Below are 22,070 nucleotides of genomic sequence, written 5' to 3'. Positions count from 1 at the left end.
ACGGCGCGGAGCCGTCCCCTACGCCGCGAGGGCGGCCGGAGTGCTCCGGCCGCCCTCGCGGCGTAGGGACTGGTGAAGGAAGCGGACGGTTTTTTCGGAAATCTGGAAAAGACTTCGGCCACTCAGGTCCGCGGCGTGATCTTGTTCCGGGTTCTCGGCATTGCTGAGTACGGCCGCTTCCTGCAGAAAGGGATTCCGCGGGATCCAGTGGCTGGAGTCCGCGAAGGCTCCGCTGTGCGCTCAGGCGCGTCCGGCCTTCTTATTGGACGCCATCTGGTAGACGGCCCATCCGACAATGATCACGGTCAGCACGAGGACGACGATTTTGACGGTGTCGCCGAAAAAGAGACCGGCAACACCGTTGGCCACGGCAACAAAGCCGAGGAGACCTGCGAGGTTGGTGTTGTTGTGGTGCCAGGAACCGTTCTTCGCCATCACTATCCCCTTCGTATCACTCCGGCGTTCTCACAACAGAAAAGACTGTATTCAATTTATCACTTTCCGTGTCCTTGCAGAGATATGTCCGATGATCCCCTGAAAATGGGTTTTCGGCCCCATCCGAAGGAAAATGCGACGTCACAGCTATTTCGGATTCCTTGGCGCCGAATATCTCCCCTGCACAAACCGCGCCGCGGTGGGCCGTTCTGGAAACCGGGGCAGAAAAAACAACCGGGGGCGGTGACAACGGCATGTCACCGCCCCCGGTTACGGTCACCGCTTATGCGGCGGACGCGGGCTCCTTCACCGGACCCACTGTCAACGAATCCTTGGACTCGTCCACATCCACCCGGACTGTGTCGCCCTCAACGAGGTTGCCCGCCAGCAGTTCCCGGGCCAGCGGGTCGCCGATCGCGGTCTGCACCAGCCGCCGCAGCGGACGCGCACCGTAGACCGGGTCGTAGCCGGCCAGCGCCAGCCACTCGCGGGCAGCCGGAGTGACCTCCAGCTTGAGCCTCCGGTCCGCCAGCCGCCGGGCCAGCCGATCCACCTGCAGGTCGACGATCTTGGTCAGGTCGTCGGTGGACAGCGCGTCGAACACGATCACGTCGTCCAACCGGTTCAAGAACTCCGGTTTGAAGGTGTTCCGCACCACCTGCATGACCTTCTCGTGCCGCTGGGCGTCGTCCAGCGTGGGGTCGATGAGGAACTGCGACCCCAGGTTGGAGGTCAGGATCAGCAGCGTGTTGCGGAAGTCCACCTGGCGGCCCTGCCCGTCGGTGAGCCGCCCGTCGTCCAAGACCTGCAGCAGGGTGTCGAAGACCTCGATGTGGGCCTTCTCCACCTCGTCGAGCAGCACCACCGTGTAGGGGCGCCGCCGCACCGCCTCGGTGAGCTGGCCGCCCTCCTCGTAGCCGACGTAGCCGGGGGGCGCACCGACCAGTCGGGCCACCGAGTGCTTCTCGGAGTACTCGCTCATGTCGAGGCGCACAATCGCGCGCTCGTCGTCGAACAGGAACTCGGCGAGCGCCTTCGCCAGCTCCGTCTTACCCACGCCGGTGGGGCCGAGGAACAGGAAGGAGCCGGTCGGCCGGTCAGGGTCGGAGATCCCCGCGCGGGCCCGCCGCACCGCATCGGAGACGGCGGCCACAGCGCGCCGCTGCCCGATCAGGCGCTTTCCGATCTCCTCCTCCATCCGGAGCAGCTTGGCGCTCTCCCCCTCCATGAGCCGCCCCACGGGGATACCGGTCCACGACGACACCACATCGGCCACGTCGTCGGCGCCGACCTCCTCCTTGACCATGGTAGCGTGCTCGGCCGAGTCTTCCTCGGAGAGAGCCTCCTCCAACTGCCGCTCCAGTTGCGGGATCTCCCCGTACATCAACCGGGAGGCTTCCTCGAAGTCGCCGTCGCGCTGGGCGCGTTCGGCCTGGCCCCGCAGCTCATCCAGCTTCTCCTTGAGCTCACCGACCCGGTTGAGCCCGGCCTTCTCCTGCTCCCAGCGGGCGATGAGCGCATTGAGCTGCTCCTCCTTGTCGGCGAGGTCGGCGCGCAGCCGTTCCAGCCGCTGCTTGGAGGCGGCGTCGGACTCCTTGCTCAACGCCATCTCCTCCATCTTGAGCCGGTCGACCACGCGCTGCAGTTCGTCGATCTCCACCGGCTGGGAGTCGATCTCCATGCGCAGCCGGGATGCTGCCTCGTCGATCAAGTCGATGGCCTTGTCCGGCAGGAACCGGGCAGTGATGTACCGGTCGGACAGGGTCGCCGCCGCCACCAGCGCCGAGTCGGCGATCTGCACCTTGTGGTGCGCCTCGTAACGGCCCTTGAGGCCGCGCAGGATCGCGATCGTGTCGGCCGCGGACGGCTCGTTCACCATCACCTGCTGGAACCGCCGCTCCAGCGCCGGGTCCTTCTCGATGCGTTCGCGGTACTCGTCGAGCGTGGTCGCCCCGACCATGCGCAGTTCGCCTCGGGCCAGCATGGGCTTGAGCATGTTGCCCGCGTCCATCGCCCCCTCGGCCGCACCCGCGCCGACCACGGTGTGCAGCTCGTCGATGAACGTGATGATCTGCCCTTCGCTCTGCTTGATCTCGTTGAGGACCGCTTTGAGCCGCTCCTCGAACTCGCCCCGGTACTTGGCACCCGCCACCATCGCGGGCAAGTCCAGCGAGATCAGCCGCTTGTCGCGCAGCGACTCGGGGACGTCGCCGGCGACAATACGCTGGGCGAGGCCCTCGACCACCGCGGTCTTGCCGACACCCGGTTCACCAATGAGCACCGGGTTGTTCTTGGTGCGCCGGGACAGCACCTGGATCACCCGGCGGATCTCCGCGTCTCTGCCGATAACCGGGTCCAGTTTGCCTTCGCGGGCCCGCTGGGTGAGGTCCACCCCGTACTTCTCGAGCGCCTGGTAGGTGTCTTCCGGGGTCTCCGAAGTGACACGGGCGCTGCCCCGCACCCGGCTGAACGCGTCCAGCAGCGCTTCCGGTGTCGCGCCTGCCTCCCGCAGCAGGGTGGCTGCCGTCCCCCCGTCCGCGGCCAGCCCGACCAGCAGGTGCTCGGTGGAGACGTACTCGTCCTCCATCTGCTTGGCGCGCTGGGCCGCCGTGTTCAGCGAAATGATGAGCTGCCGGGAGCTCGCCGGCGCGTTGACCGTACTCCCCGACGCGCGAGGCAGTCGGGCGATCTCCTCTTCCACCTTGGTGCTGAGCCTGCCTGGATCGGCCCCCACCTCTTTGAGCAGGGGCCGGACGACTCCTTCAGCCTGGCCGATCAGGGCAGACAGCAGGTGCACCGGTTCGACCTGGGGGTTACCGTCCGCGGTTGCCCTCCGGATTGCCGCGGACAACGCCTCCTGACTCTTCCTGGTGAGCTTATAATCCATGTCTCGCCGCCCCCTTCAAGGCACAGAACAGGTAAGACGAATGCGCTGCCCCGCCGGAGGCTCGAAGGAGCCCGGGGCCGGGGCGGCCCAGGGCTACTACTGCGACTCGGGGGGCTGGGTCGTGGTGCGGTTGAAAATAGTGATGCGAGTGCGGTGGACCGGGAGCAGTTCGCCGCCACTCCGGGATGAGGAGGAGTGGTCGCTGCTGGCCCGCCGGGCCGCCACCGCGGAGCGGGCTGCGTTCAGCTCGTTGTGCAAGTGGAAGATGTGCTCGCGCAGCTCCGCCACCTCGCGTTGCAGTTCGAGGATGCGTTTGATCCCGGCGAGGTTGATGCCCTCCTCCTGGGAGAGCCGCTGCACCTCGCGGAGCATCTGGATGTCGCGCATCGAGTACCGTCGGCCACGGCCCGGCGTCCGCCCCGGACGCACGAGCCCGAGCCGGTCGTATTGCCGCAGAGTCTGCGGGTGGAGCCCCGACAGTTCTGCCGCAACCGAAATGACGTAGACGGGAGTGTCCTCGCCGAACGTGGCGTCGTTCATGGTTCTCACGCCCCCTTCGCCCGGGCTTCCAGATCGGCGCGCGGGTTGTGGTCGGCTGTGGCGGCCTGGAATCGCTGCAACGCCTCCCGCGCCTCACTGTTGAGATTCTGCGGTACCGCCACCTCAACGGTCACTAGCAAGTCTCCAGTTGTGCCGTCCCGCCGGGTAGCCCCCTTGCCGCGGACCCGGAACACGCGCCCGTTGCGGGTGCCCGGCGGAATCCGCACGGTGACCGGTGGCCCGCTCAGGGTGGGCACGCGCACCTCCGCTCCGAACACGGCTTCGGGGAAGGTCACCGGGAGAGTGAGGGTCAGGTTGTCTCCGGACCGGCCGAACACGGGGTGCGGGGTGACCCGGACGGTCACGAACAGGTCGCCAGCGGGGCCGCCGCGTTCCCCTGGTTCGCCCTTGCCCCGCAGCCGAATCCGCTGGCCGTCGGACACTCCCGGGGGAATGCGGGCCTGCACGGTGCGAGTGCCCTTCACATTCCCCGTTCCGCTGCAGGTCAGACACGGGTCGTCGGCCAAGTAGCCGCGTCCCTTGCACAGAGCGCACGGTTCGGACAGGGAGAAGCCGCCAAGGTTGGTGCTCTCGTGCCCGGTCCCCGCACACCGGGGGCAGACCCGCGGGGTCGTTCCAGGCTTGGCCCCGCTGCCCCGGCAGGTGGGGCACGAGACGGTGGTCGTGAGCGTGAAGCTCTTCGTGGTGCCGGAGACCGCTTCGGTGAAGCTGAGCGTGGTCTCGGTTTCGAGGTCGGCGCCCCGCCGCGACTGGGTGGCGCGGCCGCGGCCGCCGAACAGTCCACCGAAGAGGTCGGTGAGCCGTTCACCCCCGGTCGTGGTGTGGCCGAACAGGTCGCCGAGGTTGAAGTCGCCGATACCGCCCCCGCCAGGCCGGTAGGCCCCGCCGAACAGCGACCGGGCCTCGTCGTACTCTTTGCGGCGCTTCTCGTCCGACAGGACGCTGTAGGCCTCAGAAATCTCCTTGAACTTCTTCTCGGCCTGCGCGTCGCCCTTGTTGGCGTCGGGGTGGTACTTGCGCGCGAGCTTGCGGTAGGCACTCCTGATCTCGTCCGCGGTGGCCGTCTTTGAGACTCCGAGGACCTTGTAATAGTCCTTCTCCAGGTAGTCCTTGGTGCTCATCGACGTCTGCTTCTCCCCGCTCGTGCTCTGTGCCCAGTGGTGACTGAGTCGGGTGTCCCAGGCCCGAGCCTGGGACACCCCTTCTCCTACCGCTCGCGCTACTGTTCGTCCGCGGTGTTCTTGTCCGCGGTGGCGTCAGACTGCTCCGTGGATTCCGCGGCCTCCGCCGACTCGGACGCTTCAGCAGGTTTCGCCTCGTCGTCTGATTCGGACGGTGCGGCAGCCTCCTCGGTTGCAGCCTCTTCCTTCTTCTCTTCTTCCGAGGCGGACGTGTCCTCCTCGGCTGGCCCTGCCACGACCACGCGGGCCGGACGGACCACCCGGTCACCGATGAGGTATCCGGGCTGGAACACCTCGATGACGGTCGGGACGGTCACGTCAGTCGAGGGCACCATGGACAGGGCTTCGTGCACGGTCGGGTCGAACTCGTCGCCCTTCTCGCCGTACTTCTTCAACCCCATCCGAGCGACCAAGGACTCCAGCGCCTCGCCCACGGACTTGAAGCCACCGACCAGTTCGTTGTGCTGCCGGGCTCGGCCGATGTCGTCCAAGATCGGCAGCAGCTCGGTGAGGACCTGGACGAGTGCCTGCTCCCGCATTGCGGCGCGGTCCCGGTCGACCCGCTTGCGGTAGTTGATGTACTCCGCCTGCAGCCGCTTGAGGTCGTCGGTGCGTTCCGCGACCTCTTGCCGCAGCCGGATCAGCTCCGCGTTCTCCTCGTCGGTTGGCTGTGCCGTCGTGGATTCGGCTGCCGCAGCCGCGGAGTCCTCAGAGGGCGACGCGGCCTCCCCCTCTGGAACGCGCGGCTGGCCGGTTTCGGGGTCGATCCGCCGCTTGTCGCGGATCACCGGCCCCTGCTTGTCCGTGCTGTGCTCGTTCTCCGGCACCGCCATTGAGTTACGCCTCCTCTATCCAGGGCCCGGTCTTCACGAGTTGCCTTCGCGCTTGGGCTCCTCGTCGACGATCTCCGCGTCCACGACCTCCGCGTCCTCGGCGTTCTGCTGGCCGCCCGCCGCTGCGCCGGAGGCCTGCTGGCTCTGGCTGTAGATGGCGGAGCCGATCTTCTGGCTGGCCAGGGCAACCTTCTCGCTGGCGCTGCGGATCGCCTCGATGTCGCTGCCTTCGAGCGCCTTCTTCAGCCCGTCCAGCGCCTCCTTGGTCTCGTTCTTGACGTCCTCGGGGATCTTGTCCTCGTTCTCGGAGATGACCTTCTCGGTCTGGTAGACCAGCGACTCGGCGTTGTTGCGGGTCTCCGCTTCCTCGCGGCGCTTGCGGTCCTGCTCGGCGTACTCCTCCGCCTCGCGGATCATCCGCTCGATGTCTTCCTTCGGCAGCGCGGAGCCACCGGTGATGGTGACCGACTGCTCCTTGCCGGTGCCGAGGTCCTTCGCGGTGACGTTGACGATGCCGTTGGCGTCGATGTCGAAGGTGACCTCGATCTGCGGCACACCGCGCGGCGCCGGCGGGATGCCGGTCAGGTCGAAGACGCCGAGCTTCTTGTTGTACTTAGCGATCTCCCGCTCACCCTGGTAGACCTGGATCTGCACCGACGGCTGGTTGTCCTCGGCCGTGGTGAAGATCTCCGAGCGCTTGGTCGGGATGGCCGTGTTGCGCTCGATGAGCTTGGTGAAGACACCGCCCTTGGTCTCGATGCCCAGCGACAGCGGGGTCACGTCGAGCAGCAGCACGTCCTTGACGTCACCCTTGAGCACACCGGCCTGCAGGGCCGCGCCGACCGCGACGACCTCGTCCGGGTTGACGCCCTTGTTGGGCTCCTTGCCGCCGGTCAGCTCGCGCACCAGGTCGACCACGGCGGGCATCCGGGTGGAGCCACCCACCAGGACCACGTGGTCAATCTGGTCGACGCTGATCCCAGCGTCCTTGATGACCTGGAAGAACGGGCCCTTGGTGCGCTCGAGCAGGTGCGACGTGAGCCGCTGGAACTCGGCGCGGGTGAGCTTCTCGTCCAGGTGCAGCGGACCCTCGGCGGAGGCGGTGATGTAGGGCAGGTTGATCGAGGTCTCCGTGGAGCTGGACAGCTCGATCTTGGCCTTCTCCGCGGCCTCGCGGAGCCGCTGCATCGCCATCTTGTCCTTGGACAGGTCGATGCCGTTGCTGCTCTTGAACCGCTCGACCAGCCAGTCCACGACGGCCTGGTCCCAGTCGTCACCACCGAGGTGGTTGTCACCGTGGGTGGCCTTCACCTCGACCACGCCGTCGCCGACGTCCAGCAGCGAGACGTCGAAGGTACCACCGCCGAGGTCGAAGACCAGGATGGTGGCCTCGCCCTCTTTCTCCAGGTGGTAGGCGAGCGCAGCGGACGTGGGCTCGTTGATGATGCGCAGGACGTTGAGGCCGGCGATCTTCCCTGCGTCCTTGGTGGCCTGCCGCTCAGCGTCGCTGAAGTAGGCCGGGACGGTGATGACGGCGTCGGTGACTTCCTCGCCGAGGTAGGCCTCCGCGTCCCTCTTCAGCTTCTGCAGCACGAAGGCGCTGATCTGCTGCGGGGTGAAGTCCTTGCCGTCGATGTGGGTCTTCCAGTCGGTGCCCATGTGGCGCTTGACCGAGCGGATGGTCCGCTCGACGTTGGTGACCGCCTGGCGCTTGGCGATCTCACCGACGAGCACCTCACCGTTCTTCGCGAAGGCGACGACGGACGGAGTGGTCCGAGCTCCTTCGGCGTTGGCGATAACCGTGGGTTCGCCGCCTTCCAGGACCGCGACGACAGAGTTTGTCGTACCAAGGTCGATGCCGACCGCACGTGCCATGAGTGCTTCCTCCGTCAAAGTTGAGTCTGCCTAACGCAATGTTGCTTCGTCACAGACTCACTGTCAAATCAATTGAGTCGCCTAGGCTCAAGTTTCTTTCGCGCTCATGACAACGCGGAAGACACATCGATTGTTCCCTGGCGACCGTCACTTCTGATCACGGTTCTTGAGAAGCCAGGGACTCCCAGGGAAGGCCCAGTACTCTCCTCCGGGAAGTCCCCGAGCCCGAGGCCCGCACCGCCATCCCCGACCGGCTACCCAATGGAGATGACCACATACCCTCTTCACTAACCTTGGCAACCAGCCATCCTGTCCAGTCGGTCAATGGGTGGGACCGGCGGAGCGTTGACCCGTCGGTTATTACTCGCTAGTAACATTGGGTGGACCCCTGGTGCGCCGTGCACCAGGACACGACAGCACGTTGGGAGGCCGCGGGCGATGCTCTACCTGATACTGGGGATCATCACGACCGCCTTCGCCGTGGTCGGGGTCGCCGTGTGGGCCTATGGCATCAGCCGGATGGTCCGCATCCTGCGCATCGGCCGTCCGGTGGAAGCCGCTCGAAAGGCAGACTTCGGGCGACGCATCACGAACACGCTGATCGAGACACTCGGTCACACGCGCATGCTCAAGTGGCGCTGGATCGGCATTGCCCACTGGTTCATCATGGTGTCGTTCCCGGCCCTGGTCTTCACAGTGGCCGAAGCCCATGGTGAAGTGTGGGATCCCCACTTCCAGCTGCCGCTCATCCACGACTGGACGATCTACGGCCTGTTCATTGAGGCCATTGCCGCACTGAGCCTCGCGGGCATCGTCGGGCTCACCATCTACCGGCAGCTGCGTGGACCGCGTGTCCTCGGCCGCAAGTCCAGGTTCGCCAACTCCAAGCACTGGACCGCTTACTACGTCGAGGCCTACATCATCGCCCTGTTGGTCTCGATCTTTGTGATCCGTGGCGTCAAGGTCGCCATGGGTGACTTCCCCTTCCCGGTGTGGGCTACCCCGATCTCGCACGCCTTCGGCGCAATCCTCCCCGCCAACGAGTACCTACTGGCCTCTGTCGCGGCCTTCAAACTGATCATCTCTTGGCTGTTCTTCATCGCCATCGGCGTGTTCCTGACCATGGGCGTGGCCTGGCACCGCTTCACCGCGCCGGTCAACATCTTCTTCAAGCGCAACGCCGACGGCTCGGCCGCGCTCGGCCCGGCCAAGCAGATGCTCAACAAGGACGGCGAGCCGCTGGACTTCGAGGAAGCCGACCCGGACGAAGACCCCTTCGGTGTCGGCAAGATCGAAGACTTCACGTGGAAGGGCCTCCTCGACTTCACCACCTGCACCGAGTGCGGCCGCTGCCAGTCGCAGTGCCCGGCCTGGAACACGGGCAAGCCGCTGTCCCCCAAGAAGCTGGTCATGGACCTCCGGGAGCACGCCTACGCCAAGGCTCCCTACCTCATGCAAGGGATCACTGAGGAGACCCCGGACATCCACGAAGACGTGCTGGCCCTGCTCAGCCGCCCCCTCGTGGGCACGGAGGAGGAGAACGGCGTCATCCACCCCGACGTCCTGTGGTCCTGCACCAACTGCGGCGCCTGCGTCGAACAGTGCCCCGTGGACATCGAGCACATCGACCACATCCTCGACATGCGCCGCTACCAGGTCATGATCGAGTCCAGCTTCCCCTCCGAGGCCAACACCCTCCTCAAGAACCTGGAGAACAAGGGCAACCCGTGGGGGATGAGCGAGTCCAAGCGCATGGACTGGATCTCCGAAGTCGACTTCGAGGTCCCCGTTGTCGAGGACAAGCTCCCCGAAGGAACCGAGTACCTCTTCTGGGTGGGCTGCGCGGGCGCCCTGGAGGACCGGGCGAAGAAGACCACCAAGGCCGTTGCCGAACTCCTGCACATCGCCGGCGTCAAGTACGCCGTGCTCGGCGGGATGGAGACCTGCACCGGCGACTCGGCGCGCCGGCTGGGCATGGAGTTCATCTTCCAGATGCTCGCCCAGCAGAACATCGAGACGCTCAAGGAAGTCGGCGCGACCAAGATCGTGGTCACCTGCCCGCACTGCTTCAACACGATCGGCAACGAGTACCGGGACCTGGGCGGCGACTTCGAAGTGGTGCACCACACCAAGCTGCTCGCCCAGCTGGTCAAGGAAGGACGCCTGGCGCCGATCGAGCGGGTGGACCGGAACGTCACGTACCACGACCCGTGCTTCCTGGGCCGCCACAACAAGATCTACGAGCCGCCGCGTGAGCTGATCAACGGCGTGCCGGGAGTGTCCGCGACCGAGATGCCGCGCAACCGGGAGCGCAGCTTCTGCTGCGGTGCGGGTGGCGCGCGCATGTGGATGGAGGAGCGCATCGGCAAGCGCATCAACACCGAGCGCGTCGAAGAGGCGCTGTCCACCAAGGCGGACCTCATCGCTACCGGTTGCCCGTTCTGCCAGGTCATGGTGAGCGACGCCGTCAACGAGAAGAAGTCGAAGAAGGAAGCGGCCGAGTCCGTGGAAGTGATGGACGTCGCGCAGCTCCTGCTCCAGTCGGCGAAGCAGAAGGAAGAGGGAGAGGCCGCCAAGGAGACGGTCTAACCCTCCCGGTGCCACGGGCTTCCGGCACAACCGGATCGGGGCCGCGGCCGTCGGGGTGATCCGCCCCGGCGTCCGCGGCCCTTGTGCGCTACGGCGCCGGTGAGGAGGCATGGCGCAGGAAAGGCGCGGGCAGCCCCGAGAACAGGACCGCAGGGAGCGTCAGGAGCTCACCGCGGGGCAGCCGGGGCAGGCAGGGCCGGGCCCTCTCTTTGGGGCGCGTGGCGGCCGTGGCGTGATGCGGGGAGCGCCCCCGAACTGGCGCATCCGCGTCTCCCGCTCGCGCGTAGTGAGGTATGTGTCGTTCGCCGCGGGACAGCACGTCCGTATCCCGGTTGATGGACGCGGTCCAGAAGTGCTGGTCCGACCCAGTGTCCGCCCCGCACTGGATCGCGCAGCCGCGCTCGCGCCGCGGGTATCTCGTCCGACCGCGCCGGGCGGCTAGCAGGAGAGTTCAGGCGTTTCCTGGCTGACTGGCTCGTCGAGGACGAGCCGCATCGGGGAGGCGGACTGGGCGGTGCGGGGGCGCAGTCCCAGGACCCGGTCGAGTTCGTCGGTCGTGAGTGGGGCATCAGCTTCCCCCACCGCGGCCAGCACGTCGGTGTACAGGTCGATCTCCGCTAAAGCCACGGCGTCGTGGAGAGGTACGTGAGGATCGATGTCCATCCGTGTCACCTCCGGTCCGAGTCTGTCCTCAGAGCTTTCCTCGTTCCGGACATGTCCGGACGAGCCCTCCCCACCGTCTCACCCCAGATTACGTACCGGTAGCCGACAGACCATGGCCCATCGGGACCATTTTTCAACCGCGGAGCGATCTAGTTACTCAATGTCAGGGATTCCGTGTTTCCAATGACCGAACGGACTAGTTCAATCGCTCTTCTCTCCCCACCGGCCACTGCCCTCACATAAATATGACTTGAAAATGACTAATAACATTTTTGATCCACCTCCATAACAAAGAGAGAGCATCAGGAGGTTTCTCTGCACACCGCCCGCACCGCCCCTGCAGCCGCGCGGCGGCACGGCTCGGACCCCCCGCCGCCACCCCGGCTTCCCCACCCCGACCAGGCACTCTCCGCACCTGTCTACCAGGAGATAGTGACTCTTTGTGACGGCCCGGGGACCGCTGCTTTCCTCCTTGCACTGTCCTCAGCCTTCTGGCCGCACCTCCCCAGCCGCGAGGCGTTTTTACCGCCTTCCGGAACCCCGGGAAGGATATTTCCGAAGAGAAAAACAACTCCACTCAAGTGCTTTCTCGCCCCAGAGGCACACCCGAAATACAGGAAGATTTGCGGGACGGGATCTCTATTTTTTATGAACCGCCCCCGGACTGCACGAGTTCTCCGCACTCTTAGGAAAAAGCGTGGAAAAAATACGGAGAACACCCTCGGGAGTCCGCTATTTCTGCCGTCGCTTCGACGCGTAGCTCGGTGCCCGAGGTGCTCCCGCTCCGCGCCGCACCACGGCTGTTCCGCTTCTCCCGGGGCACGCGGGCACGAGGCAGGTATGGCAGCGCGACAGCCGAGACTTATCGCAATCCTCTCCCGCCGACACCATGGGCGGAATATCCCCGGACAACGGCGAAGGAAACCGAACGCAAGCCGTGCCCTGCACCGTCTTCTTCCGGGGAAAACCGGAGTCCCGGGCAACCCCGGAAACCGTGACTGAAGCGGCAGAAAAGAAAACCGGAGCGAGAAGCCGCTAGTGGCATGGACCGGTGGCGCTCATGCCCCATCCAGACTTTTCTCCTCGCTTCACGCTTCGGAATAGATGCGTCACACAGGGAAACTGCACGAGATACGCTCCGTCGGCCTGCCCCGCCGGAGCGCCGCCTGGGTGTTCTGCCCGGCGCCGCGGCCCTGCGCCGTCGAGCGCACATCCGGCGCCGCCGGGTCACGGCTGCCCCGAAAGAAGATGCCAGTCGGTGACCTCATTGCCACGCTCAGGTGCGCCCTGCCCAGGCGGGGCGCAGTCCGCTACCGGATCGGTCTATGCCGGGGTAGCCCGTTGTGCCTAGGACCCCGCGGATGCGCGGATACTGCCTGCGCAGCACAGTCCGGCAGCTCCCGCATGGCAGCAGGGTCCCCGGCCGGGCAGTCCGCCGCCGAAGTCTGAGCAGATCCGGCCGTATCCGCAGCAGATGCACCACGGCACGCCTTCGAACCCGCGGTACCGGGGCCGGGACCGCGCACCAGCTATTCCCGAGCGCCGCCCCGCGAAGCCACGGTCCGAGCGCCGTCTCCCGCATGCGAGGGCTCAGCCACGCACGCCCGCTCTCAGCGGGCAGCGCCCCTGGTGCGGCTCAACGCCACGTCACGCCGCGGTGCTGCGCGGCATACCCCACGTACCGTTCGGCGGTGCCCACCAGGTTCTCCCGCTCGGCGTCGGTCAGCTCCCGGATGACTTTGCCTGGCACGCCCGCCCACAGGGTGCCTGCGGGCACCCGCCTGCCCGGCGGCACGAGGGCACCGGCAGCGACCAGCGCTCCCGCCTCCACGGTGGCCCCGCCCAGGACCACCGCGTTGATCCCGATCAGCGCGCCGTCCTCCACGACCGCGCCGTGCACCATCGCCTTGTGGCCGAGGCTCACCCCGTTACCGAGGATCGCAGGCTCTCCCGGGTCCGCGTGCAGGCAGCACAGGTCTTGAATGTTGCAGCGTTCCCCCACGATGATGTCCTCGGTGTCGGCGCGCAGCACTGAGCCGTACCAGACACTGCTGTGGGCCCCGATACGGACCCTGCCTACGACCACTGCTCCCGGCGCGATCCAAGCGTCGGGGTGGATCGTCGGCTCGCCGAACTCCGCAGAGCCGATGTGCGGTCGCTCTCCGCTACCGGACATGGCATCTCCTCCCACCCACAGGCACGTGCGGACAGCGAAGATGACCGATACCGTCCATGCACGGGCACAATCGCCCATACTTTAGTGGGATGGCTTCTGGGCGGCTCTGTGAGGTCGCCGCACGCCACTGCCGAGCGGGCCTCGGAACAATGTCACCACCGGGACGCGCCGCTGCCCCGGGGCCACCCCGCACACTGTCCGTTCCCCGCTCGCCCCTCGCGTTCCCCCACCTCAGATGAGGATTCCCACATCTCGTTTCAGAGGTGTTATGGGAACGATAGACAAGAGCAAAAATCCATCCCTCCAGATCCGATCATTGTCGACCTGGTAACCGAGGACATGAACGAACGCATTCCTGAGATATTCCCGAACCTGCTGCGCGAAGACGCCTTCCCCACCGTCCGCAAGGGCGGCTACGACAAGCGTCAGGTCGACGACTTCGTCGTCCGCAACCACAACCAGCTCCGCGACCTCCAGGAGCGCCTCGCCCGCGCCCACGACGAGCTGGAGCAGTTGCGTCGCGAACTCGCCGAGGCCAAAGCCAAGGCCGCGGTCAAGCCGGAACACGAGCAGATCAGCGAGCGGCTGGCCAACATCCTGCGCATCGCGGAGGAAGAGGCCGCTGACAAGCGAGCTCAGGTCGACAAGGAAGTCAAGGAGATCCGGGCCAAGGCCGAGGAGGAGGCCAAGGCCAAGATCAAGAGCGCCCAGGAGCAGGCGGAGCGGATCGTCAACGGCGCTCGGGACGAAGCCAAGGAGCTGCTCACCTCCACCAAGCAGGAGGCCGAGCGGCTGCGCGAGGAGGCAGCCAAGGAAGCGGAGCGCAAGCTGAACGAGGCCGAGGCGCGGGCCAACAAGATCCACGATGTCGCGGACCGGCGGCTCAAGCGCCTGGTGGCCACGCACGGGGAGGCGGTGCGCCGCCTCAACGACATGCGCGACACCCTGGCGGAGCTCCTCAAAGCCGAAGCCAAGGCCGGTGCGCTGGACGCCGGGCTCAAACGGTCCGACTTCGAAGGCAGCACGGACAAGGAGTCGGCCTCCGCGGCCTCGAGCAAGCAGTCCTCCCCCCAGGCGGCGGAGCCCGAGGGTGCGGCCAACGCCCAGCGTCCCGCTTCCCCTGACAACGAGCCCACGGCCCGCCTCAACCCGGCCGACAAGGAGCCCACGGCCCGCCTCAACCCGGCGAGCAGCGGAGCCGCGGCGGATGGGAAGGCGGAGAACCAGGTGAAGAGCGCCCCGGCCGCGCAGGGAGCGCGTCCCATTCCCGGGCGTCCTCAAGGGTTTCGTTACGCGGGTCCAGCACCGACTGACGCGGGCAGCTCTCCTACGCCGCCGCCTCCGTCCACGGAACTGACCGGCGTGTACCAGGCGTCCGTGCCTGCAGACTCCGCCAGCTCTGCGGACTCGGGAAGCTCCGCCGGCTCCTCGAACGCGGGAAGCTCCGCGGGCTCCTCGGATTCGGGAAGCTCGGGAGGCTCAGACTCCTCCGGCGGCGGCTTCTAGCCGCGTGCCGTAACGCAGCACGGTGAGGGGGGTGGAACGTGCCATGTTCCACCCCCCTCACCGTTGGATGCGGCTTACAGGTAGCGGCGGAAGCCTTCGGTGGCGATAGTGAATCCCATTGCGCGGCAGAATTCGTAGGCGCTGCCCTGGCTTTCGTGGGTGAGCATTTCGATCTTGTAGCACCCGGCCTGGATGGCGCGGTTGATCGCCTCCTCCACCAGGGCCCGGCCGATTCCGGTGCGCCGGTAGGCCGCGTCCACCACCATGTTGTCGATCACCGCCCACGGCTGCGCGTCGTGGGTGAGGTTGGCGATCATGATGAGGTCGAGGGTGCCGATGATCTGTCCGCGGCGCTCGGCGACCAGCACGGTGCGCTCCGGGTCGTTCTCGATGCGCGTCCAGGCCCGGACTGTGGCTGAGGACATGCGAACGGTGCCACCCTGCGCTGGGGCCTCCTCCCCTAGTTCACGCAGGAGGCGCAGGATCGCACCGAGGTCAGACCGAGTGGCCTCACGGATAATCATGGCTTCCGAAATCGTAGCCCACAGCGGTGAAATACCGGACGATGCCCCATATTGGGGCATACACGGATAACGGTCTGTGCCGGTGGGGACAGTTCCGGTCATGCTCCTCGCCATGGAGTGTGCGGGGGAAATCCGCTGGACGGGTGCGCGTTCCCGGCCGCCGCGGCAGCGGCCCCTTCCAGGGTGGTGGAGAGGGGCGGCGCGTTTCCGCACCCTTGCCGGCTCCGCAGTTTTCGCCTGCGGCTCAGCCGCGCCTTTGCCCCGGTCCTCCGCTTCCCCCTGGACCCATGGGCGAACAATGCCGGTTCCGGCACGGAGCACTTTTGGAATCGGCTGAGACCACGGCCTTCTCCCGGCCATCCCGCACACGTTCCTCCCGGACTCCGCTAGTTGACAACCTTTTCTACGATTGCCGGAAATATCATTTCCCCTGGTTTTGTCGACGCCAAGAAGTAGTCAATAAATTCCAGAAAGCGATTTTTTCCGGCGCGCATCATCGACATCGATCTCGGGACTCCGGTGACAGATTCGGATCAGCCGACACGCACACAATTCATAGGATGATCGGATGTATAAAGTCTGCGTTAACTCTGCCCGTGACCTCTCCGTGACATCGCGGGATGTGCTTACTAGCAAGGCTTGCCCCGATAACGGACGAACCGGCTTCCCCTCCCCCTTCCCGACCGCCACGCCGCCTTCCCCGCGCCGCCACCCCCGACTCCCCGACGTTGCGATTCATTCGCCGACAGCCGTTTCCAGCAATTGATTCGGCGTGACACGCCGATCTGCTTTTTATATCCGTCGTCGCAGTGTCCTTGTGTTTCGGTTGGCAGCGTCATCCCCTTCCACACGACGAATGTGTCCTTTGTCTACATATCGAGGGAAGACACCATGCTCTGCAACGAGGGTTTCGGTCGGTCTCCACGAGGCAACGCTTCGCGTCTCATCGGCCGGGCCGCCACGGCCTTCTCCGCCCTGGCGTTGGCCGCCACGATCAGCGTCGCGAACGCCACCCCGGTCACCGGTGCCGCACACCGCGTGGACCCGGCAGCGGACTCCTCGCAGGAAGACCAGCACGTTCGCAGCGGGAAGGGCAGCGGGAAAGGCAGCCAGAGCATCGCCCAGGAGGCGGTGCGCTATGCCGAAAGCAAGATCGGCGCCCCCTATCGCTGGGGGGCAGCCGGCCCGGACGCTTTTGACTGTTCCGGCCTCGTGCAATGGTCATACAGACAGGTGGGGGTGACCCTCAAACGCACGACCTACGACCAGGCCACCCAGGGCAAACCGGTATCCCGTTCCCAGCTCCGCCCAGGTGACCTGGTCTTTTTCTACTCCGGGCCGAGCCATGTCGCCCTCTATGTCGGCGACAACCAGATCATCCACGCGCCCGGAAGCGGCAAGACCGTCCAGATCGTCTCCATGTCCGGCCACTACGAGGAGAACTTCAACTCCGCGCGCCGGGTCGTCTAAGCCACCCAGGAAAACGCCCGTCACCCCTGCATCCGAGCGTTGCCGAGTCGCCCGGAACAGCGGTTCCTCGACGGGCACCCCGCACCGCTGCCCGCCCCGCGCCGCCCGGCAAGGACACAAGGCGCTAATGTTGCGGGCAGCGGTGCGGAGGGTGGTGGTACGGTGACCGAAACCGATTCCTACGACGTGATCTGCATCGGCGAGACCATGGGACAGCTCTCTCCTGCCTCGGCAGTCCCGCTGGTCGAACAGCCGCCGCTGCTCCCGCGGATCGGCGGCGCAGAGTCCAACGTGGCCTGCGGCCTCGCCGGACTGGGCCACCGGGTCGCCTGGATGAGCCGGGTAGGAGACGACCCCTTCGGGGCGATCATCACACGGACCCTGGCCCGCTACGGGGTGGACACCAGTCTGGTTGAGGTCGACCAGGAGCGCCCCACCGGCCTCTACCTCAAAGACCCTGCGCCCAAAGGCACCCGGGTGTACTACTACCGGCGCGAATCTGCTGCCTCCGCGATCGGCCCCCGCCTGGCGGAACGGCCGGAGCTCCGCACCGCCCGGCTCCTCCACCTGTCCGGTATCACCCCGGCCCTCTCCACCAGTTGCGCCGCGTTCGTCCAGCGGCTCTTCGTCTCCCGGCCCGCGCACGGGCCGCTGCTCTCCTTCGACGTCAATTACCGTCCTGCCCTATGGCCGGCCGACGACGCTGCCCCCGTGCTCCTCGACCTGGCCCGCGCAGCCGACCTCGTCTTCGTCGGCCGCGACGAAGCGGAACAGCTCTGGCAGGCCTCCACCGCCGACCAGGTGCGGGCGCTCCTGCCAGACGTACCGCTCCTCGTCGTCAAAGACGCCGACGTGGGCGCCACCTCCTACACCGGGGCCCGGCGGGTCTTCGTTCCCGCGCCCCGCGTCGACGTGGTGGAAGCCGTCGGTGCCGGAGACGCCTTCGCGGCGGGCTTCCTCTCCGGTCTGCTGGACGACCGCACACCTGAGGAATGCCTGCGGCTAGGGCACATCATGGCCGCGGCCACCCTGCTCAGCGTCGCAGACCTGGCTCCGTTCCCGCCCCGGGAGGCTCGAGAGCGTCTGCTCGCCCTGTCCCCGGCCGCCTGGGCGGCCCTCTGCATCCCCGACCCGGACCTGTTCCCCCTCGACCCGTCCGACCCCCTCTTCTCCGGAGCGTGACCTCGTGGACTTCGCCGACCTCTTCGCCGGCCAGCAGGTCATGGCGATCCTGCGCGGCCTGTCCGCACAGGACACTGTCGCCCACGCCCACCGCGCTTGGGACCTGGGCATCGCCCTCGTGGAAGTTCCCATCCAATCCCCGGACGCGCTTCCCGCGCTGCGCGCCGCAGTCGCCGCGGGGCGCAGCCGCGGCCGCCCGGTGGGGGCAGGAACCGTGACCACCCCGGACCGGGTGGCAGCGGCCGCCGACGCAGGAGCCGCGTTCACCGTGGCCCCCGGCTTCGATGGAGAAGTCCTCGCCGCATCGTTGGCAGCAGGGCTGCCGCACCTGCCCGGCGTCGCAACCCCCAGCGAGATCCAGCAGGCGCTCCGCCACGGTGCCACCTGGCTCAAAGCGTTCCCGGCCACCGTGCTCGGCACGGGATGGTTCGCCGCGATGCGCGGTCCGTTCCCCGAGGTCAACTTGGTCGCCACAGGAGGGGTCTCCGCGCACAACGCCGCGGACTATCTGGCAGCGGGGGCCCGCGCCGTCGCTGTGGGCTCGGCTCTCGCCGACGAGACCCAGTGGGAGGCGCTCGCCGCCCTCGCCGCCTCCTCAACCGGACCGTGGGGAAGCGGGAGCGGACCGGCCGCTTAGCGGACGCGCAGCGGAATGCGGTCCGCGCGGGGCGCCGCATCCTCGATCAGAATCGTGGCCGCGCAGATCGGGGCGGCGAATTCTGTCCGCCCGCGGCCCGAGCCCACGGCCAGGGTCGGGTGGCAGGCCGTTCCCGCGTAGAGAACGAAGCCGGTATCCGCGCTGGTCTCTACCGCAACCACCCCGCCCTGGTCACGGCGGAGGCGGTGGGCGGGGGCCGCACACACCTGCCGGTGGCCCGACTCGTAGCAGATCGTCACCGGCCTTACTGTCCGCCCAGCAGCCCGGTGCACAGCAGTGTCCACGGTCGGCGCGAGAGTGGCGAACATGACGGTGAGATGGTGCGGGCGCAACGGCACGGCTTGTTTCCTACCTCCTGAAACACAAGACCCCACCAATAGTCACCGGTTGGAAACCCCGTGTAAATGAAGGTGGGGGCGGCGTGTCTCCTGTTCTTCCCGACCGGGGCGGCAGGCCCGCAGCCTGTCCCGGCCCCGTCCTCAGAACAACCGTCCGCCGGCGGGAACTCTCTCCCCGTCCCGTGCGTCTGTGTCAACGGACCGACAGAAAGATCCGGTGCGGATACCGACGGGAGGTGCTGTGGCGTTCCTGATCTTCCTCGCCCAGTCCTTCCTGGTCGGGGTGGACAGTGTCCCACTGGACCCGGCTTCGCTCACCGTGGCGGCCACACTGGCCGTGGGCGCGGCCCTCCTGTGGCTGGCCCTTCCCGCGCGCCCGGTCCGGACCGAATCCGCAACCGAACCCTATGCCCGGACGAGTGCCCTGCGCCGCTGGCAGCAGCGCGTCGGCGTGGTCGTCTCCGCGGCTCCTAACGTGCCCGGTAAACCCCGGTCTCGGGCTCCCGGCGCGGCCGCTACGGCCGCGTGACCGCACCGCCCTTCCTTCTCTTCTTCCGGGGACAGGGCTGCTGTCTCCTGCCTCGCGCGGCCTTTCGCTGATCACCCGTCTCCTTCTCACGAAAGGCCCTGGTTCACTGTGTTCGGTCTGTTCTCTGCGTTCCTTGCCGCTGCCCACGCCTTGACCATGGCGGTCCACAGCACCCTGGCCGTGTTCCTCGGTCCGGTGTCCGCCGCAGCAACGATTGCCTTCCTGACCCTCGCCGCCCGCGTACTCACGCTTCCCCTCAGCTACCTCCAGGTGCGCGGGGAGAAAATCCGCGCCCGCCTGGCGCCCCAGCTTTACGCGCTTCGGGAGCGTTACGGCCACAACCCGGAGCGCCTCGTCGCGAAGACCCGGGAACTCTACGCCCGCGAAGGCGCCTCACCGTTCGCCGGATGCCTGCCTGCGCTCGCCCAAGCACCGATGTTCACCCTGCTCTACACCCTGTTCACGGTTCCGGAGATCGACGGCTCCGCCAACGCGCTCCTCGCGCTGCCGTTCGCGGGAACCCCGCTGGGGTCGACCCTGCCGCGCATCCTCGCGTCCGGTGACCTCGGAGCTCTCCCCGTGTTCGCTGCGCTGCTCGCCGCACTGGCCGCGGTGGCGTGGGCCAACCGACGGTGGTTGACCCTGCCCGCACTCTCCGCTGCCCCGGCTGCGGGACAGCCCACCCCCGTGCCGGCGTTCGTCACCTACCTGCCGTTCCTGACCGTGGTCATCGCCGCGTTCGTCCCCTTGGCCTCCGGGATCTACCTGGTGACCTCGACCACGTGGACAGTGGTGGAACGCCTCACGCTGCGCCGTCTCGTCCGCGTTGACTAGGCGCGGCACGAAGGTTCAGCGCTGCATGCCGCTCCCGGCGTCCTTGAGGCGGCGACTACGTTTCGGAGGCGTCCCCGTCACCCTTCCGCGGCGGCGGTGGCGCCTCCTCCCGCCGCGCCGGCGCCACCGGGAACTGGAACCCGCTCTCCCCGTAGGTGCGGGCCCCGGTGATGACCGCCTCGTCCATGAGCTCCCTGGCTTTGCGCTCCCGCACCGCCAGAGGATCCCGCCGCAGCCCTTTCAGCAAGGCCACACACAGCAGGAGCATGACGATCGCCCACGGAGCAGCCCCGAGGATGGTGATGTTCTGCAGCCCGTCGATCGCGGTGCTGCCGCCCTCGCCGACGAGCAGCATGATCGCGGCCACCGCCGCGATGAGCATCCCCCACAGCACGGTCATGGCCAGCCGCGGCTTGTCCACTCCGCCTTGGGTGAGCGTGCCCATGACAATGGATGCCGAGTCCGCGCCGGTGATGAAGAAGATCGCGACCAGCACGGCGAGCACCACGTTCACCACGCCGCTCCACGGCAGGTTCTGCAGCATCCCGTAGAACTGCGCCTCGATCTGGTTGGACGCGGCTAGATCAACCCCCGACTGCTGGAAATGGATCGCCGTGCACCCGAAGATGACGAACCAGATCAGGCTGACCACGCTCGGCACCACGATGACACCGGCCACGAACTCCCTGATCGTGCGGCCGCGGCTGATCTTGGCGATGAACAGCCCCACGAACGGGGTCCACGAGATCCACCAGGCCCAGTAGAACACGGTCCATGTTGACAGCCACTCCGCGGTGTTGCCGCCGACCGCCTGAGTGCGTCCCGCCATCTCAAAAAAGTCCTGGAAGAACGTGGCCACCGCGCCCGGCACGAGGTCCAGGATGTACACGGTCGGCCCGGTGACCAGCACGAAGACGAGCAGCAGCACGGCCATCACCATGTTGGTGTTGGACAGCCACTTGATCCCCCGCGCGATTCCGGAGACCGCGGAGACCAGGTAGCAGGCCATGATGGCCGCGATGATCAGAAACAGCAGGCCGAACGTCGTCTGGCTCGTCCACCCCAGGGTCTGGAACCCTCCCGCGATCTGCAGCGCCCCCAGCCCCAGCGAGCAGGCAGACCCGAACAGGGTGGCCAGGATCGCGATCACGTCGACCGCCTTGCCGAGCGGCCCTTTTGCGGCCCTCTCCCCGAACAGCGGGATGAACGCGGCGCTGATGAGCTGGCTGTGCCCCCGGCGGAAGGTGGTGTATGCGATCGCTAAGCCGACCACCGCGTAGATGCCCCACGGATACAGGGTCCAGTGGAACAAGGTGGTGGCGATCGCGGTGAGAGTCCGCTGCGATTCACTCGCGGCATCCGTGCCCGGTGGGGGAGTGACGTAGTGGGCCAAGGGTTCTGCCACCCCGTAGAACACCAGCCCGATCCCCATACCGGTGGCGAACATCATGGCGACCCACGACACCGTCGTGTACTGGGGCTCCTCCCCCTCCCGGCCGAGGGGGATCTGCCCGTACTTGCTGAAGGCCAGCCACAGCGCGAACACCACGAACACTCCGGCGACCAGCACAAACGCCCAGCCGCCGTAGCGCATCAACCCGGCCAGCAGGTTCTCGGCGACCTGGGCCAGCGTCTCGTCAGAGATCGCCCCCCACGCGACGAAGGCCAGGGTGAACGCTGCTGCGGTGAGGAACACTGCCCAGTCCGTCCGCGGCGGCCGCTCCGCTTCGAGGACGGGAGGCGGTTCCCACAGCAGGTCTTGGTTGTCGGCCGAGTTGGTGGTCGTATCGGATGATCCGTGAGTTGGTCGTACCACGACGTCTTGGCGC

18 protein-coding genes are annotated in these 22,070 nt (G+C 66.9%); 7 read left to right on the top strand and 11 right to left on the bottom strand.

Annotated elements, in window-relative coordinates; all coding sequences use genetic code 11:
• Positions 1–240: 240 nt before the first annotated feature.
• The 6 genes from TFU_RS01000 to dnaK form a co-directional block, all read right to left on the bottom strand.
• Positions 241–435 (bottom strand): hypothetical protein, encoded by a 195-nt coding sequence (locus TFU_RS01000; protein ID WP_011290648.1) that lies wholly within the window; start codon positions 433–435, stop codon positions 241–243.
• 283 nt (positions 436–718) lie between these two features.
• Positions 719–3,322, bottom strand: coding sequence for an ATP-dependent chaperone ClpB (gene clpB, locus TFU_RS00995; protein WP_011290647.1), 2,604 nt, complete (start codon positions 3,320–3,322; stop codon positions 719–721).
• A 96-nt stretch (positions 3,323–3,418) separates the two neighbouring features.
• Positions 3,419–3,862: a heat shock protein transcriptional repressor HspR gene (locus tag TFU_RS00990; RefSeq protein ID WP_011290646.1), complete on the bottom strand. Its 444-nt coding sequence runs from the start codon at positions 3,860–3,862 to the stop codon at positions 3,419–3,421.
• A gap of 5 nt (positions 3,863–3,867) precedes the next feature.
• Positions 3,868–5,004 (bottom strand): molecular chaperone DnaJ, encoded by a 1,137-nt coding sequence (gene dnaJ / locus TFU_RS00985; protein WP_016188055.1) that lies wholly within the window; start codon positions 5,002–5,004, stop codon positions 3,868–3,870.
• 98 nt (positions 5,005–5,102) lie between these two features.
• The gene (grpE, locus tag TFU_RS00980; RefSeq protein ID WP_011290644.1) at positions 5,103–5,897 is read right to left on the bottom strand and encodes a nucleotide exchange factor GrpE; all 795 of its coding nucleotides are present in this window, start codon (positions 5,895–5,897) and stop codon (positions 5,103–5,105) included.
• Positions 5,898–5,930: 33 nt separating this feature from the next.
• Entirely contained in the window at positions 5,931–7,772 is a 1,842-nt protein-coding gene (dnaK, locus tag TFU_RS00975) for a molecular chaperone DnaK (RefSeq protein WP_011290643.1), read from the bottom strand.
• A gap of 438 nt (positions 7,773–8,210) precedes the next feature.
• Here dnaK and TFU_RS00970 point away from each other — a divergent pair, with 438 nt between their 5' ends.
• On the top strand, positions 8,211–10,361 hold the full coding sequence (locus TFU_RS00970; protein WP_011290642.1) for a (Fe-S)-binding protein: 2,151 nt from the start codon (positions 8,211–8,213) through the stop codon (positions 10,359–10,361).
• Positions 10,362–10,799: 438 nt separating this feature from the next.
• Here the strand turns inward: TFU_RS00970 and TFU_RS00965 are convergent, their stop codons facing one another.
• Both TFU_RS00965 and TFU_RS00960 read right to left on the bottom strand, forming a co-directional pair.
• A complete protein-coding gene (locus tag TFU_RS00965; protein WP_011290641.1) occupies positions 10,800–11,024 on the bottom strand; it encodes a hypothetical protein in 225 nt (74 codons plus the stop codon).
• Between the two features lie 1,636 nt (positions 11,025–12,660).
• Positions 12,661–13,200, bottom strand: a complete 540-nt coding sequence (locus TFU_RS00960; RefSeq protein ID WP_016188053.1) for a gamma carbonic anhydrase family protein — start codon at positions 13,198–13,200, stop codon at positions 12,661–12,663.
• A 339-nt stretch (positions 13,201–13,539) separates the two neighbouring features.
• On the opposite strand from TFU_RS00960, the gene TFU_RS00955 reads away from it, so the two are divergent.
• Positions 13,540–14,706: a hypothetical protein gene (locus tag TFU_RS00955; protein ID WP_011290639.1), complete on the top strand. Its 1,167-nt coding sequence runs from the start codon at positions 13,540–13,542 to the stop codon at positions 14,704–14,706.
• Between the two features lie 74 nt (positions 14,707–14,780).
• Here the strand turns inward: TFU_RS00955 and TFU_RS00950 are convergent, their stop codons facing one another.
• Positions 14,781–15,230 carry a GNAT family N-acetyltransferase gene (locus tag TFU_RS00950; RefSeq protein WP_016188052.1) on the bottom strand — a complete coding sequence of 150 codons (450 nt, stop codon included), beginning with the start codon at positions 15,228–15,230 and terminating at the stop codon, positions 14,781–14,783.
• Between the two features lie 891 nt (positions 15,231–16,121).
• Between TFU_RS00950 and TFU_RS15550 the strand changes: the two genes are divergently transcribed.
• From TFU_RS15550 to TFU_RS00935, 3 genes are all read left to right on the top strand, one after another.
• The gene (locus tag TFU_RS15550) at positions 16,122–16,700 is read left to right on the top strand and encodes a C40 family peptidase (RefSeq protein WP_016188051.1); all 579 of its coding nucleotides are present in this window, start codon (positions 16,122–16,124) and stop codon (positions 16,698–16,700) included.
• 162 nt (positions 16,701–16,862) lie between these two features.
• Positions 16,863–17,882, top strand: a complete 1,020-nt coding sequence (locus TFU_RS00940) for a sugar kinase (protein ID WP_011290636.1) — start codon at positions 16,863–16,865, stop codon at positions 17,880–17,882.
• A gap of 4 nt (positions 17,883–17,886) precedes the next feature.
• Positions 17,887–18,519 (top strand): bifunctional 4-hydroxy-2-oxoglutarate aldolase/2-dehydro-3-deoxy-phosphogluconate aldolase, encoded by a 633-nt coding sequence (locus TFU_RS00935; protein ID WP_011290635.1) that lies wholly within the window; start codon positions 17,887–17,889, stop codon positions 18,517–18,519.
• Here TFU_RS00935 and TFU_RS00930 read toward each other — a convergent pair.
• Positions 18,516–18,878: a hypothetical protein gene (locus tag TFU_RS00930; RefSeq protein ID WP_041427564.1), complete on the bottom strand. Its 363-nt coding sequence runs from the start codon at positions 18,876–18,878 to the stop codon at positions 18,516–18,518. The genes TFU_RS00935 and TFU_RS00930 overlap by 4 nt on opposite strands.
• Before the next feature lie 241 nt (positions 18,879–19,119).
• Here TFU_RS00930 and TFU_RS00925 point away from each other — a divergent pair, with 241 nt between their 5' ends.
• On the top strand, positions 19,120–19,407 hold the full coding sequence (locus TFU_RS00925) for a DUF6412 domain-containing protein (RefSeq protein WP_016188048.1): 288 nt from the start codon (positions 19,120–19,122) through the stop codon (positions 19,405–19,407).
• Between the two features lie 108 nt (positions 19,408–19,515).
• Positions 19,516–20,241: a YidC/Oxa1 family membrane protein insertase gene (locus TFU_RS00920; protein ID WP_011290632.1), complete on the top strand. Its 726-nt coding sequence runs from the start codon at positions 19,516–19,518 to the stop codon at positions 20,239–20,241.
• 55 nt (positions 20,242–20,296) lie between these two features.
• Here the strand turns inward: TFU_RS00920 and TFU_RS00915 are convergent, their stop codons facing one another.
• Complete coding sequence (locus tag TFU_RS00915) at positions 20,297–22,057, bottom strand: BCCT family transporter (protein WP_169803324.1); 1,761 nt, start codon at positions 22,055–22,057, stop codon at positions 20,297–20,299.
• Positions 22,058–22,070 lie beyond the last annotated feature (13 nt).

Origin of the sequence: Thermobifida fusca YX (assembly GCF_000012405.1) — a bacterium.
In the GTDB taxonomy this organism is placed as follows: Bacteria; Actinomycetota; Actinomycetes; order Streptosporangiales; family Streptosporangiaceae; genus Thermobifida; species Thermobifida fusca.
The sequence above is the reverse complement of the archived record's forward strand: the minus strand, read 5'-3'. Positions and strand labels throughout refer to the sequence as shown.

Excerpts from the sequence above, each read along its gene's own strand:
- dnaJ (WP_016188055.1), bottom strand. The coding sequence starts at position 5,004 with ATGAGCACCAAGGACTACCTGGAGAAGGACTATTACAAGGTCCTCGGA.
- TFU_RS01000 (WP_011290648.1), bottom strand. The coding sequence starts at position 435 with ATGGCGAAGAACGGTTCCTGGCACCACAACAACACCAACCTCGCAGGT.
- clpB (WP_011290647.1), bottom strand. The coding sequence starts at position 3,322 with ATGGATTATAAGCTCACCAGGAAGAGTCAGGAGGCGTTGTCCGCGGCA.
- TFU_RS15550 (WP_016188051.1), top strand. The coding sequence starts at position 16,122 with ATGCTCTGCAACGAGGGTTTCGGTCGGTCTCCACGAGGCAACGCTTCG.
- dnaK (WP_011290643.1), bottom strand. The coding sequence starts at position 7,772 with ATGGCACGTGCGGTCGGCATCGACCTTGGTACGACAAACTCTGTCGTC.
- TFU_RS00960 (WP_016188053.1), bottom strand. The coding sequence starts at position 13,200 with ATGTCCGGTAGCGGAGAGCGACCGCACATCGGCTCTGCGGAGTTCGGC.
- grpE (WP_011290644.1), bottom strand. The coding sequence starts at position 5,897 with ATGGCGGTGCCGGAGAACGAGCACAGCACGGACAAGCAGGGGCCGGTG.
- TFU_RS00970 (WP_011290642.1), top strand. The coding sequence starts at position 8,211 with ATGCTCTACCTGATACTGGGGATCATCACGACCGCCTTCGCCGTGGTC.
- TFU_RS00965 (WP_011290641.1), bottom strand. The coding sequence starts at position 11,024 with ATGGACATCGATCCTCACGTACCTCTCCACGACGCCGTGGCTTTAGCG.
- TFU_RS00955 (WP_011290639.1), top strand. The coding sequence starts at position 13,540 with ATGAACGAACGCATTCCTGAGATATTCCCGAACCTGCTGCGCGAAGAC.
- TFU_RS00990 (WP_011290646.1), bottom strand. The coding sequence starts at position 3,862 with ATGAACGACGCCACGTTCGGCGAGGACACTCCCGTCTACGTCATTTCG.
- TFU_RS00950 (WP_016188052.1), bottom strand. The coding sequence starts at position 15,230 with ATGATTATCCGTGAGGCCACTCGGTCTGACCTCGGTGCGATCCTGCGC.